This window comes from Arcticibacter svalbardensis MN12-7, assembly GCF_000403135.1.
In the GTDB taxonomy this organism is placed as follows: Bacteria; Bacteroidota; Bacteroidia; order Sphingobacteriales; family Sphingobacteriaceae; genus Arcticibacter; species Arcticibacter svalbardensis.
Genome location: NZ_AQPN01000002.1, coordinates 67,009 through 78,296 on the forward strand (window position 1 = coordinate 67,009; position 11,288 = coordinate 78,296).

Annotated in this window: 19 protein-coding genes and 1 tRNA gene; 15 read left to right on the forward strand and 5 right to left on the reverse strand. The window is 36.4% G+C overall.

Annotated features, from left to right (window positions below):
* The first annotated feature begins 124 nt into the window (after window positions 1-124).
* The 14 genes from ADIARSV_RS00645 (at window position 125) to ADIARSV_RS21735 (ending at window position 7,471) form a co-directional block, all read left to right on the forward strand.
* Entirely contained in the window at window positions 125-421 is a 297-nt protein-coding gene (locus ADIARSV_RS00645) for a helix-turn-helix domain-containing protein (RefSeq protein ID WP_040298607.1), read from the forward strand.
* Complete coding sequence (locus ADIARSV_RS00650; protein ID WP_016193399.1) at window positions 414-1,526, forward strand: AAA family ATPase; 1,113 nt, start codon at window positions 414-416, stop codon at window positions 1,524-1,526. The genes ADIARSV_RS00645 and ADIARSV_RS00650 overlap by 8 nt, the downstream gene beginning before the upstream one ends.
* Before the next feature lie 91 nt (window positions 1,527-1,617).
* On the forward strand, window positions 1,618-2,610 hold the full coding sequence (locus ADIARSV_RS00655) for a BT4734/BF3469 family protein (protein WP_016193400.1): 993 nt from the start codon (window positions 1,618-1,620) through the stop codon (window positions 2,608-2,610).
* Between the two features lie 7 nt (window positions 2,611-2,617).
* Window positions 2,618-2,983, forward strand: coding sequence for a hypothetical protein (locus ADIARSV_RS00660; protein ID WP_016193401.1), 366 nt, complete (start codon window positions 2,618-2,620; stop codon window positions 2,981-2,983).
* Between the two features lie 221 nt (window positions 2,984-3,204).
* Window positions 3,205-3,630, forward strand: coding sequence for a hypothetical protein (locus ADIARSV_RS00665; protein WP_016193402.1), 426 nt, complete (start codon window positions 3,205-3,207; stop codon window positions 3,628-3,630).
* A gap of 61 nt (window positions 3,631-3,691) precedes the next feature.
* Window positions 3,692-3,892: a hypothetical protein gene (locus ADIARSV_RS00670; RefSeq protein WP_016193403.1), complete on the forward strand. Its 201-nt coding sequence runs from the start codon at window positions 3,692-3,694 to the stop codon at window positions 3,890-3,892.
* 2 nt (window positions 3,893-3,894) lie between these two features.
* Window positions 3,895-4,572, forward strand: coding sequence for a hypothetical protein (locus ADIARSV_RS00675; protein ID WP_016193404.1), 678 nt, complete (start codon window positions 3,895-3,897; stop codon window positions 4,570-4,572).
* Between the two features lie 10 nt (window positions 4,573-4,582).
* A complete protein-coding gene (locus tag ADIARSV_RS21730) occupies window positions 4,583-4,726 on the forward strand; it encodes a hypothetical protein (protein WP_016193405.1) in 144 nt (47 codons plus the stop codon).
* A 337-nt stretch (window positions 4,727-5,063) separates the two neighbouring features.
* The gene (locus ADIARSV_RS00685) at window positions 5,064-5,369 is read left to right on the forward strand and encodes a hypothetical protein (protein WP_016193406.1); all 306 of its coding nucleotides are present in this window, start codon (window positions 5,064-5,066) and stop codon (window positions 5,367-5,369) included.
* Window positions 5,350-5,595: a hypothetical protein gene (locus ADIARSV_RS00690; RefSeq protein WP_016193407.1), complete on the forward strand. Its 246-nt coding sequence runs from the start codon at window positions 5,350-5,352 to the stop codon at window positions 5,593-5,595. The genes ADIARSV_RS00685 and ADIARSV_RS00690 overlap by 20 nt, the downstream gene beginning before the upstream one ends.
* Window positions 5,596-5,606: 11 nt before the next feature.
* Complete coding sequence (locus ADIARSV_RS00695) at window positions 5,607-6,734, forward strand: hypothetical protein (RefSeq protein WP_016193408.1); 1,128 nt, start codon at window positions 5,607-5,609, stop codon at window positions 6,732-6,734.
* 2 nt (window positions 6,735-6,736) lie between these two features.
* Window positions 6,737-6,961, forward strand: a complete 225-nt coding sequence (locus ADIARSV_RS00700; protein WP_016193409.1) for a hypothetical protein — start codon at window positions 6,737-6,739, stop codon at window positions 6,959-6,961.
* A gap of 73 nt (window positions 6,962-7,034) precedes the next feature.
* The gene (locus ADIARSV_RS00705; RefSeq protein WP_016193410.1) at window positions 7,035-7,301 is read left to right on the forward strand and encodes a hypothetical protein; all 267 of its coding nucleotides are present in this window, start codon (window positions 7,035-7,037) and stop codon (window positions 7,299-7,301) included.
* Complete coding sequence (locus ADIARSV_RS21735) at window positions 7,298-7,471, forward strand: hypothetical protein (RefSeq protein WP_016193411.1); 174 nt, start codon at window positions 7,298-7,300, stop codon at window positions 7,469-7,471. Before ADIARSV_RS00705 ends, ADIARSV_RS21735 begins: the two co-directional genes overlap by 4 nt.
* A gap of 244 nt (window positions 7,472-7,715) precedes the next feature.
* Here ADIARSV_RS21735 and ADIARSV_RS00710 read toward each other — a convergent pair whose 3' ends face one another.
* Window positions 7,716-8,048, reverse strand: a complete 333-nt coding sequence (locus ADIARSV_RS00710) for a hypothetical protein (RefSeq protein ID WP_016193412.1) — start codon at window positions 8,046-8,048, stop codon at window positions 7,716-7,718.
* 2 nt (window positions 8,049-8,050) lie between these two features.
* Complete coding sequence (locus ADIARSV_RS00715; protein WP_016193413.1) at window positions 8,051-8,461, reverse strand: hypothetical protein; 411 nt, start codon at window positions 8,459-8,461, stop codon at window positions 8,051-8,053.
* A 550-nt stretch (window positions 8,462-9,011) separates the two neighbouring features.
* Here ADIARSV_RS00715 and ADIARSV_RS00720 point away from each other — a divergent pair.
* The gene (locus tag ADIARSV_RS00720; protein ID WP_152439724.1) at window positions 9,012-9,323 is read left to right on the forward strand and encodes a hypothetical protein; all 312 of its coding nucleotides are present in this window, start codon (window positions 9,012-9,014) and stop codon (window positions 9,321-9,323) included.
* A 187-nt stretch (window positions 9,324-9,510) separates the two neighbouring features.
* Here the strand turns inward: ADIARSV_RS00720 and ADIARSV_RS00725 are convergent.
* The 3 genes from ADIARSV_RS00725 to ADIARSV_RS21740 form a co-directional block, all read right to left on the reverse strand.
* Window positions 9,511-9,584: transfer RNA gene (locus ADIARSV_RS00725), tRNA-Arg, on the reverse strand.
* Between the two features lie 93 nt (window positions 9,585-9,677).
* Window positions 9,678-11,048, reverse strand: a complete 1,371-nt coding sequence (locus ADIARSV_RS00730; protein ID WP_016193416.1) for a dipeptidase — start codon at window positions 11,046-11,048, stop codon at window positions 9,678-9,680.
* A gap of 72 nt (window positions 11,049-11,120) precedes the next feature.
* A complete protein-coding gene (locus ADIARSV_RS21740) occupies window positions 11,121-11,261 on the reverse strand; it encodes a hypothetical protein (protein WP_160166628.1) in 141 nt (46 codons plus the stop codon).
* Between the last annotated feature and the right edge of the window lie 27 nt (window positions 11,262-11,288).

Sequence of the window (11,288 nt, forward strand, 5' to 3'; positions counted from 1 at the left end):
GTTAAACACTATATAGACTATACCGATTATACCAAACACTAAAAAGGTATATTTCGTATAGTTAACACATTCTATTTCAAGCAATTACAGGTTTATATTTGCAGTGTACTAAAAGATACAGCAAATGGAAAACTTAATATTGTCACCAATCAGCATAGCCAATTTAGAGCTATTAATTCAAAGAAGTGTTATAGCAGCCATTGCACAAACACAGCCAGCACCAACCCCTACAGAGTTACCCCAAACTTATACAATAAGCGAATTAGCTACATACCTAAAATGTACTAAGCAAACTATTCATGCCTATAAAAAACGTGGTATATTTCCATACTACCAAACTGGAAGAACGGTCTATTTTAAGAAAAGCGAAATAGACAGAGCCTTAGAAGTGAGCGGTAAGAAAAGGAGTATCAATGCTTAATACCGCCCTTTCCCCTACTGGTTTAAATCCAGCTGCAGCATTAGCCTTTGGTGAAAGTGTGAGTAATATCACTAATTACCTTGAAATAGGAAAAGCGCACCTAATACCACAGGGTATAGATATACCGATGCCGGTTATTGTTTTCGCAATGTTAGGCATTCCAATGTTTACGAAGAAAAGCTTCTCAGTTATAATAGCAAAGCCGAAAGCAGGAAAGACAACTGCAGCAGCTTGGATCATTGCCAGTGCTATTAATGCAGGTCTTAAAGTTCTATGGGTAGATAATGAACAGGGGTTATATTATGGCAGTCGTACACAGCACTGGATATTACAAATCGCAGGATTACAACAATCTGAAAACCTACATTTCTATGATCTCAAGATACACGCCCCAAACATAAGAACTCAAATAAGTAGAGCATTAATTGAAGATGGTAATTATGACATTATTGTCTTTGATGGAACAAGAGATTTTGTATTTGATATAAACAGCCCTGAGGAAGCTACTAATATAGCAACCTATGAAATGGAGATAGCAGATACACAGGATTGCCATATCGTTAATATTATACATACGAATAAAGGCAATGACAACGCTAGGGGGCATTTAGGAACGGAGTTGATTAATAAGGCTGAGACTGTAATTAAAATCTCTCAGAACGATGCAAAACAGATCATAATCGAACCTGAGTTTACAAGGGGTAAGCCTTTTGAAACTTTCGCCTTAGTTCGGGATGAAATCACTGGAATACCTTCATTAATTGAGGGATGGAGTAAAGATGAGAGTACAGGATCCACAAAAACCTTTCAGCCTTATGATGTTGATGAGGCTACTCATAAAGCCTTAGTTCGTGATACATTCTCTGTATCACCTTCAATGATCAGATCAGAATTAAATATCGCTGCAAAATCAAATCTATCTAACTTCTTAAAGCAATCAATTAGTAGAGATAAAACCTCAGAATGGATTAACCACTGGATGCAGTACGGCCATATAAAACAAACAGGTACACCCCGAACTAAGTCTGCTAAATACTCAGTCAATTATACAGACAACCCAACTGAACTGAACGCCCCCTTTATATATAAAGGGGGGGGCGTCTAGTCTAGTTTATTGGGCGAACTGAACTGAACTAGTTAAACTGAACGGTCTAGTTAGTTCAGTACCAAACACTTAAATAAATCAACAAATCACAATGGAAAAAACTTTAATGCAGTCATATTGCAGCCTATTCAAAACATACTATTCTAAAAAGCTTGGCAGGTCATGTTTTAGCACAAAACCCGAAACCGTTGCTTTTAGTGACCTTATCAAGTATCCAGATCCTGAACAATTAGCACTTAAAAATAAAATTCGATCACTTACCTATAAATCTGATGAACAATCAGCACTTAAACCCTCAGTATGGGGAATTACTCCAAGTAGTATCCAATTGAAGGGAAGAGGTGAAGACTTCCATGTACTACATACTGGTTTTATGGCCTTCGATATTGACGGATTAGAAGACGATTTAGATAAAGCCTTTGAGATTGTGAAGCTTATACCCTATGTAACATACTGCAGTAGATCGATAAGAGGAAAAGGATTATGGGGACTATTTAAAATCAGTGATACAGATAGCCACAAGGAACATTTTAACGCTATGGAAGCCGCCTTTCTATCAATGGGCATAAAGATAGATCCAGCACCTCGAAATGTAGCGTCACTGAGATTTATGTCATTTGATACTGATGGATATTATAATGAGAATGCTCAAATCTTTGATAAAAAGTTAGAGACAGTTATCCCTCCAAAAAGGGAATTTAAGAAGTACGAAAGTAACGGAAAGCAGGGAAACGACAACACCGATGTAAAGCAACTTATTCAAGGCTTTAACTCAAGTTGTACCGCTCAGGATATGCACGACATATTAATAAACTTTGGATTTAATTATCATAGTACAAGCGGATCAAGATACCGATTTACAAGGCCAGGAAAGGACACAAAAGCAGGTTTGAGTGTAGATTACCACGAAGACAGGCGGACGCTTTACAGCTTCTCTAGTGAAGTTCCTTTATTGGATAAATGGAAAGCGGAAAGCGATAAAGGATGGAGTTGCTCACCAATGACCGCACTTCTTTTGTATGGATTCGGAGGAATGGAAAAGCAACACTGGGCACAGGCATTTAATTACTTAAAAAACAAATAACAAATATATGATAGTACAGACAGATGCGGAAGAAATCGCAGCACTTAGAGCGGAATTAGTTGTGTACAACACAGCGAAATGGTTTGAGATACGAATAATAGAAAAGGCCAGGATCGCAACCTTGAGCCAAAATGAAAAGATCGAGGATTTAGAAGAGCAGGTTAATACCCTACTGGATGAGCTGCAGGTTCTAACTCAAAGTAACCTACACGGTAAACGACTAATTGAAATGGCAATATCATTTATGGCCGGTGCTGAGTCCATTGAAGCTATGCAGACCGCCCTCAATGACGGAACACTTACAAACTACCTAAATGACGTAAAAGATAGCTTAAACAAGCCTATTCCCAGCCTCGACAAATTAAAGAATTAGATCATGAAAAAAGAAAGTCAAGCATCCATACAGGAGCGAAAAGACGTGAGATTCCTACTTAGTCGGGAGGTTCTAAACGTCCAAGCAAATAGACACCTTACTCAAGATGAGAAGGATCTCAAGGTAAGGGAATTGTTAGAACTCATTGAATCAAAATATAATTAGCAATTATTTCCCCTCGATGCAATACAGTATTGAGGGTTAAATTAAAACATATAATAATGGATATTACCACTTTAAATGCACTTACATTAACTTTTAAATCACTACACAGAGAATCTTATAATGCTGTAGTAAATAGCATGCAAGCACCCATACAGGATTTAAAATTGATGCCCTTAGTTTTTCAAAGAATCAAATTACTTTATGAATTAACGCCTGAAAATACGCCTTCTATAATCAGTTTAATGTATTCATTATTCGCACCATTTAAGCTATTGCCGGCCATAAGTGACGTTAGGACAAAGAACGGCCTTAGAAGAGCAGTATTAAAAGAAATGGGTTGGCAATCTAAAACCATGTTAAATTATTGGCAGCCTATCGCAGTAGTGTATTATAAGAACGCAAAGTTTGCAGACAAGATAAACGGGCAGGCAAATGAGATACTTTCTTATATACTATCTCTTAGTGATAAAGTAGCTGATTAAGTTATAAATAAGCATTGCCCTACATTTGAATAACAGGAAACAACAGGTAAATAACAGACAAATGAAGTACGAAAAAGGAACGTCAGGAAACCCCAACGGGAGACCTTTAAAAGAAAGAAAGGTATCAATCCAAGGTAGGATTATGAACCTCATAGAAAAGAACTTTGAAGCTATAGAGCAGGAAGTTACAACAGCAGCACCAACAGAAAAAGTAAACATTTTAATCACACTTGCATCATTAGCGATGCCCATAAACAAATAATTATGAATATTGAAAAAGTCCTAATCGACACAGATTTTAAATTGCAAACTGAGATACTGAGCGACCTATCACAGTTTAAAACCGCCCTTACTAATATTAAAACAACCTTTGAGTTGTTGGAGATTGGAGCATTTACAAACGATGTTTTCACAGACATAAAGACAAACGGAGTAACCAAGATTAAGAAGGCTTATTTTGCTGAACTGGATAGACAACTGGATCAGTCAGGCGTAAAGAATAGTAAGCTTCGTTCTATTGTGATGCAGGGCACCGGTGAGGCAATCAATAACTTTAGTGATGCAATTAATCAACTCGTAAACGTTCGCCCTACAGGTGGCGCAACTTGCAGTCGTAACAGGTTTTTAACCCTGAATTATATATCATTTGATGGAAAAGCCTTTATTATCGCTGAATCAGATAAAACGCTCATCCTTGATACTCATTGCAAAACCTTTCTTGTATCGGAGCAGGATAAAGAAACCTATCAAGTCTTTAAGAATCTGCAAACCTCATTGATTGCATTTAGCGCACTTAAAGAAAAGTTAGGCTTACCCGAGAACGAATACGGACACGCAGGACAACTTATTGAGCAGATAATCAACCCTAAGAATGAAATAATTATTCAGTCCATCGCCTGGATTAATGGATACAGACAATCCCGAATTGATAACAATTATTAATTATAACACCATGACAGAGAAAGAATTAGCCACTAAGGCGGAACTAAATGCAGTATTAGAATACTTAGGCTTAGACCCTATACAGGACAAAGAAGAAGCACCGGAAAAGAGCGAGGAGGATAAAACGCTGGATGAAATAATGAAGTATATGTAAATAATAACGCCCCTATCCAGTGCGGTGTATAGGGGTTTTAATAACAAAACAGATGAAACTAGAAACCGAAAAACAGCGCAAAATTAGAACGCTATTGTCTCTTATCAATGGAGAAATAACACCCAGCGATATACTACCAAGCCTATTGTTAAAGATAAGTCCTGAGGGGTTACATAGTTGTTTTATCAACGGGAAATCGGTAGATGAAGCAACATTTAACAAGAAACTAGAATCACAGCCAGCTATCTGCAATTTCAGGACGATAGGCCGAGTAGATAATAGTGCAGAGTACTACTATTAAAAGCTTTGATAATCACCAAATTAAATATATAAGAATATGGATTTAGAAACAAAAAAAAGAGGCAGAAAACAAGGTTCACAGAATAAAATAACGTTAAACTTAAAACAACGACTTAATTTGTTCATAGAGCGTAATTTCGAGGGCTTGCAAGAGCAGTATGATTTATTAGAAGCAAAGGATAAATTAAGCTTTACAGTGGCTTTACTTCCCTATCTAATACCAAAGTTATCAGCAGTTGCTGCAAGCGTGGAAATAGAAACGAAATTACAGAGTTTGAATGAAAGCCAGTTAAACGATATGATCAATTTAATCTTAGAGCAAAATGACGATACAGCAGAATAAAACGGATCTCATTAAAACATTATTGTCGCTGATTGATGGAAGCATAGCACCGGACGATTTAAGGCCAAAAACATTAACAATCTGTATAGGCTACCTGAAAGATAACGTGTATCTCATTAACCAAAAGGAGGTGAGCGAAGAGGTATTTGATTTACAAAGCAATAGACAACCGGCTGAACAACACTCAATCAGTTACGGCAAATTCACAAAACAATTTAACAACTAAAAATTAATAATATGAGCGCACCTACAACAGCATATAGAACGAACGTATTAAAATCCAATCTTAACGGGAATGAAGTTTCACATCAACTCGCTATTCCAACAGATACGGATGATATTCTAAAAGAACGGTTTCATTTAGATAAGCTTTTTAAGATTCAAACCGCTTACGGAGTTGGTTTTATTGGAGGGTGTCTTGAAGGAGGCGCAAATTCAAAGTTTCATAAGCCTAGCAGGATTGGCCAGTTAAGGTCATATTTCAACGGGGTTAATGCTCATTATTTAGATGGGGGGTTGAATTGTTATGGGGAAATAACGAGCGCAACTGTTACAAGTTTAGATTTTGCAAACGTGCAGATCACAATAGGATATAAAAGTTCATATTACAGCGAAACAACTATTTCGGGTTACGAGTATCGAATTTGGAATGATTCTACCAATAATTGGGATGGATGGACGGATGGAGCAAATCTTGGATATATGGCTCAAAATTCAGAACAGACCAAAACGGCCACAGTAGTATTTGATTCAATTAATGACGGAACAAGATTGCATGGCTTTGAATTTAGACCTTACATAACTAACGGAGAGGGTAAATTATACGGAACAACAGTTACAATAATCCCAACGGGCATTTTAACAACCGTTAGAGAAGGGAACGGAACAAGCGGAACGCAATACACGTATTACAGGAACGCTTCAATTTTAGACCCTAAAGACAATATAGTAAAGCTTTTTACTGATTCAGCTATGACTAACCATTATCAGCCGAACGGAACATTTAATTTTTACTATGATGAAACTAATTATTTCACTTATGGCTATAATGGTATTTATGGAACATATAGTATAATCAGCTTAGGTCAAGATACACCGCCAATTGAGGTACATGAGCCAGTTCAGTATTCATATCAAGGATATAGCACAGCATCAAGAGAAAGCGCAGCAGATGACGTTTATAATCATGGTGGTGCTTTTATTGGAACTATTTATTTCAATGAAGACAACGTAAAGGCATACAATAACTATTCAGGTACTTATCCAGACTTTGTTTATGGTTCATTAGCTAACGCTGGGTATTACGCAATACAAAACGGATCAGTAACTTATATAGATTATTCAGGTTTTTACACAAGAGACTAATTATGAAACGATCAGAAAAAATACAGCTAATCAGCGACTTAGTTTCCGGTAAGCTATCCAAGAATGAAGCAATTAATAAGCTTCCTAAGATGATTTGTATCGACTGGGATGTGGATCCTGAGGATGGTAGTGACTGGCTTAGCGTATTTCTTATAGGTAGTGACCGAGTTACAAGGGATGAGTTTAACAGGGTTGCAGATTGGAGGAGGAAATTAAATGCGAACTAAGCAACAAAGTATCGAATTACTGATAAATGTAATTTCAGGCAAAGCACCCAAAAGCAGTTTAAAGGAAAACATAATGACTTACCTTCATTGTATGCAGCCTGAGCAACGCACGCAGATCACTAATATAGTTGGTGGGGTACATATTAGTAATTGTTCTCAATACTTCCCTAATGAGCCTTTGTATGGCTTATGGAATAATATACCAATTGGCTTTACAGCAGCCTTTTCGCTTGGATGCTTTGATTATCCGGACAGCAGCGTTAATCTAATTGATTGCCGGGATGCAGTTGCATTTGATGAGTTTTTAAAAGGGTTACCACAAAAACAAATAGCAGCATGATAGATATAACATTGATAGCAGAAATTAAAGAAGCGATCCTGAGTAAGGACAACGATAAACTTCGCCAGTTACAAGCACAGTTAAAGCGTGAGAGATGGATGAACTCATTTAATGGTAATATTCCAGTATCTGCTTGGCTTGATAACGGTATGATCCGTTTTGCAGATTAAATAAGCTTCCCGACATTGGGAGTTAATATCTATCATTCACTTGATGGATATTTTTTGCATTCAATGATGGTTAAAACACCGACCCCTACCTAATATAGGTAGTGCCCCATTGAGGGTAAATCTATATTAATCAATCACTTACAACGTTTTATATTTTTCATTGTAGCATAGTTGTGGCAAAACAGACAAAAACACGTTAAAAAAGCCTCTCATTTCTGAAAAGCTTGTTAAAAAGTAGGTGAGATTAAAATGCGTTCTTGTCAAATATTGCAATATAATCAACTCCATCAACGGATATAGTTTGCTCTTCGCCTTCGCCAAGTGATGGATAAAAACTTTTACTTGCAACAGGTATGCAAATCAAATTAAGTTCTATTGAAGGATTATAGTTAAAAATCTCATTTCTTGACTTTGCTATCTTACCCCATTTTTTAAAATCTCTTAGTTCTTTTGCACCCCTCTTTGCATGGACGTTTAATTCCTTGCTCCGCTTGTTTGCATCTTTCTTGCTTATTTCTCCGTTCATAATCTGAGCAAATAAAACTCCGTTGGCTTCAAATAATTCTTTATTTTTCATAATTACCCTTTTTTAAAGCTTTCAGTTTCAAGTAAATCTATATCGTGAATAATGCCTTCCATATCAGAAGATACGTCATCAATCACTTTACTCTCTTTCTCAATCGTCCTAAACATACCTGTTAAAGCTTGATAGGTGGCGAAAGCCTCAGGATCTGTTTTTATCAATAATCCAAATGCTTTATCAATGTCTTTATAAAATCTTAGTTGCGGAGTTGCACTTGTTATACTACCCAGTACATCAGAAAGTGAATAGTAGTCAGATTTAAGATTATTAATAAAATCGTCATTCTCAGTTGCTTTGATGTTCCTTGCATTGAATGCCCGGGTAGCAACTTGATTAATCTCAGCTCTACGCTCTTTTGAAATGATAGAAGGGTTTTCAGTGTTTAATAATCCGTTTACGTTCTGCATAATTTTATGTTTTAAATATCCCGACCTGCTGCAGAACAAAATTAACCCTACAAAGAGATAATATAGATACGTTTCTAAAACGCTCAGGCCGGAAATGCTTTTTAAATGTTAGCTGTTTTTTAATCTCTGTTAATGTAAGTAATCTTTTAATTTTATTCTGCACGACAAATGTATAAATAAATTATACACTTTTGAGAAATAGTGAGAAATAAATCAAGTGCGTATTTTTGACGTACATGAATATCGGAGGGTTTCATGTGTGTGATTTTCCCATACATGGGATTTACCCGTATATGACCTGTCCGGAAATAGGATAGGTAAAAACAGTCTTTTTAACGTATTTTCCTCCGTTTTGCTACAACTGTGCTACAGTTTTTTATTAACTTAGGGATAAGTGATTGATAAATAACAGATTAACCTATGTAGACCGTTTGCATGGTATGCAAACGCTCGTGTTTTTAGGGCATAATTGCCAGCTTTAAATTAGATGTAGATTTATTACATGATCTGCCGGCAAATAAACATACCTTTCAATGTTAAACATAATCAAATGAAAAAATCAATTACATTCTTATTCGCTACTTTGCCAGTTATGGCATTTGCTCAAGATGGAGGTTACACAGCAGGGCCAGTTATCGGTATATTAATAGGATTGGCTTTATGTGTTGGCCTGTTTTTAGTGCTCAGGTCATTAATGTTATGGTATTGGAAGATTGATAGCATAGTTAGAAATCAAGAAATGACTAACGAGATATTGAAGTCAATCAGCAAATCAATAGAGGAGGGTAATAAAATAAATAAGCAAACATTGAACGCTACACCAAAACCTGCAGATGATCCCCGATGGGATTTCACTAAATAATAAATAACAGAACCTTGATATAATACCTTTGCATTTATGATGTGAGGGTTTTTTATTGTGATATTATCAGCATTCAATGTTTAGCACCTAAAAGGCCTTATTTACTCAAATCTTTGCAACTAGTGTATGGTAAACTGTATGTTAAAAACAAAAAACCGCCTTAGAATGACTCTAAGACGGTAAGATGTACACCCAACTGGATTCGAACCAGTGACCGACGGTTTAGAAAACCGTTGCTCTATCCAACTGAGCTATGGGTGCCTTTGGTGGGTGCAAATATAGAGAATCTTTAAATTAACTTGCAAGAAAACTTAAAGATTCTCTAACAAACTAAGGTATAACTAATTAAAACTGTTATAAACTTAATTCCGCATAATATTTATGAAATAATGGGATAGTTTCTATGCCTTTATAGTAATTGGCAAGGTCATATTTCTCATTTGGAGAGTGCAAATTATCGCTATCTAATCCAAAACCCATTAAAACGGTCTTAATTCCTAATACTTCTTCGAACAAAGCAACTATAGGAATACTTCCACCACCCCTTGTTGGAATAGGTTTTTTCCCAAATGCTTCTTCAATTGCTTTTTCTGCTGCTTTATACGCTATGCTATCCGTAGGAGTAACAACAGGTTCCCCACCATGATGAGCTTTAACATTTACTTTTACATAATCAGGCGCTATGTTATTAAAATGCTTGGTAAACAATTCAGTGATTCTATCAGAATGTTGATTTGGTACCAGACGCATGGAAATCTTTGCACTGGCTTTTGAAGGAAGAACTGTCTTTGCGCCTTCTCCAATATACCCACCCCAGATACCGTTTACTTCAAGAGTTGGTCTAATTCCAGTTCTCTCAATAGTAGAATAACCCTGTTCTCCCCAAAGGGCATCAACACCCAAATCCTTTTTATATTCATCTTCGTTATATGGTGCGTTATTCAAACTAGCACGCTCATCGTCTGTAAGACTTAATACATCGTCATAAAAGCCGGGTATTGTTACATGATTATTTTTGTCATGCAAAGAGGCAATTAACTGACATAATATAGTAGCCGGATTAGCTACTGCACCACCATAAACACCAGAGTGAAGATCACGATTAGGCCCGGTTACTTCTACTTCAAGATAGGATAGTCCCCTAAGGCCAGTTTCCAAAGAAGGATTCTCTAAGCTAATCATAGAGGTATCTGATATCAATACGACATCAGCCTTCAGCCGTTCCGTATTCTCTTTTACGAAAACACCTAAGTTACTTGAACCAACTTCTTCCTCCCCTTCTATCATGAATTTTATATTACAAGGAAGTGAATTCGAATTAATCATAAGTTCGAAAGCCTTAACATGCATATAAAATTGCCCTTTATCATCACATGCTCCACGGGCAAATATCTTTCCATCCCTAATTACTGGTTCAAAAGGTGATGTTTTCCATACTTCCAATGGATCTGCAGGTTGCACATCATAATGTCCATAAACCAAAACAGTTGGTTTTGATGCGTCTATTATTTTTTCGCCATAGACAATTGGATATCCCGCAGTGGGACATACTTCGACATTATCTGCTCCTGCTTCTTTTAACTTTTCAGCTACAAATTCTGCTGTTTTTAAGACATCATTTTTATATTGAGGATCTGCACTAATTGATGGAAATTTAAGCAGTTCTACCAATTCATTTAAGAATCGTTGCTTATTCTCTTCAACATATTGTTTAATATTTTGCATGCTCTTATATTTTTGTGCAAATATACTTAAGCGCAGGGAAACTCTAATAATATTGTAAGTTATTAAGTAAGGTTAATCCCAGCCACTCATGTCTTTTGTTGATCCTGAGCCCATTACTGCCTGTTCTGCTTTTGCAGGAGTTGCACTTTCTTCTTTTTTACACGATACAAGGCCTACGGTCAACATGGCGATTACGATTACTAACTTTTTCATCTGTTCTGTTTATTGGGTTTCTATTTG

Excerpts from the sequence above, each read along its gene's own strand:
- ADIARSV_RS00645 (WP_040298607.1), top strand. The coding sequence starts at position 125 with ATGGAAAACTTAATATTGTCACCAATCAGCATAGCCAATTTAGAGCTA.
- ADIARSV_RS00650 (WP_016193399.1), top strand. The coding sequence starts at position 414 with ATGCTTAATACCGCCCTTTCCCCTACTGGTTTAAATCCAGCTGCAGCA.
- ADIARSV_RS00655 (WP_016193400.1), top strand. The coding sequence starts at position 1,618 with ATGGAAAAAACTTTAATGCAGTCATATTGCAGCCTATTCAAAACATAC.
- ADIARSV_RS00660 (WP_016193401.1), top strand. The coding sequence starts at position 2,618 with ATGATAGTACAGACAGATGCGGAAGAAATCGCAGCACTTAGAGCGGAA.
- ADIARSV_RS00665 (WP_016193402.1), top strand. The coding sequence starts at position 3,205 with ATGGATATTACCACTTTAAATGCACTTACATTAACTTTTAAATCACTA.
- ADIARSV_RS00670 (WP_016193403.1), top strand. The coding sequence starts at position 3,692 with ATGAAGTACGAAAAAGGAACGTCAGGAAACCCCAACGGGAGACCTTTA.
- ADIARSV_RS00675 (WP_016193404.1), top strand. The coding sequence starts at position 3,895 with ATGAATATTGAAAAAGTCCTAATCGACACAGATTTTAAATTGCAAACT.
- ADIARSV_RS21730 (WP_016193405.1), top strand. The coding sequence starts at position 4,583 with ATGACAGAGAAAGAATTAGCCACTAAGGCGGAACTAAATGCAGTATTA.
- ADIARSV_RS00685 (WP_016193406.1), top strand. The coding sequence starts at position 5,064 with ATGGATTTAGAAACAAAAAAAAGAGGCAGAAAACAAGGTTCACAGAAT.
- ADIARSV_RS00690 (WP_016193407.1), top strand. The coding sequence starts at position 5,350 with ATGACGATACAGCAGAATAAAACGGATCTCATTAAAACATTATTGTCG.
- ADIARSV_RS00695 (WP_016193408.1), top strand. The coding sequence starts at position 5,607 with ATGAGCGCACCTACAACAGCATATAGAACGAACGTATTAAAATCCAAT.
- ADIARSV_RS00700 (WP_016193409.1), top strand. The coding sequence starts at position 6,737 with ATGAAACGATCAGAAAAAATACAGCTAATCAGCGACTTAGTTTCCGGT.
- ADIARSV_RS00705 (WP_016193410.1), top strand. The coding sequence starts at position 7,035 with ATGACTTACCTTCATTGTATGCAGCCTGAGCAACGCACGCAGATCACT.
- ADIARSV_RS21735 (WP_016193411.1), top strand. The coding sequence starts at position 7,298 with ATGATAGATATAACATTGATAGCAGAAATTAAAGAAGCGATCCTGAGT.
- ADIARSV_RS00710 (WP_016193412.1), bottom strand. The coding sequence starts at position 8,048 with ATGAAAAATAAAGAATTATTTGAAGCCAACGGAGTTTTATTTGCTCAG.
- ADIARSV_RS00715 (WP_016193413.1), bottom strand. The coding sequence starts at position 8,461 with ATGCAGAACGTAAACGGATTATTAAACACTGAAAACCCTTCTATCATT.
- ADIARSV_RS00720 (WP_152439724.1), top strand. The coding sequence starts at position 9,012 with ATGAAAAAATCAATTACATTCTTATTCGCTACTTTGCCAGTTATGGCA.
- ADIARSV_RS00730 (WP_016193416.1), bottom strand. The coding sequence starts at position 11,048 with ATGCAAAATATTAAACAATATGTTGAAGAGAATAAGCAACGATTCTTA.
- ADIARSV_RS21740 (WP_160166628.1), bottom strand. The coding sequence starts at position 11,261 with ATGAAAAAGTTAGTAATCGTAATCGCCATGTTGACCGTAGGCCTTGTA.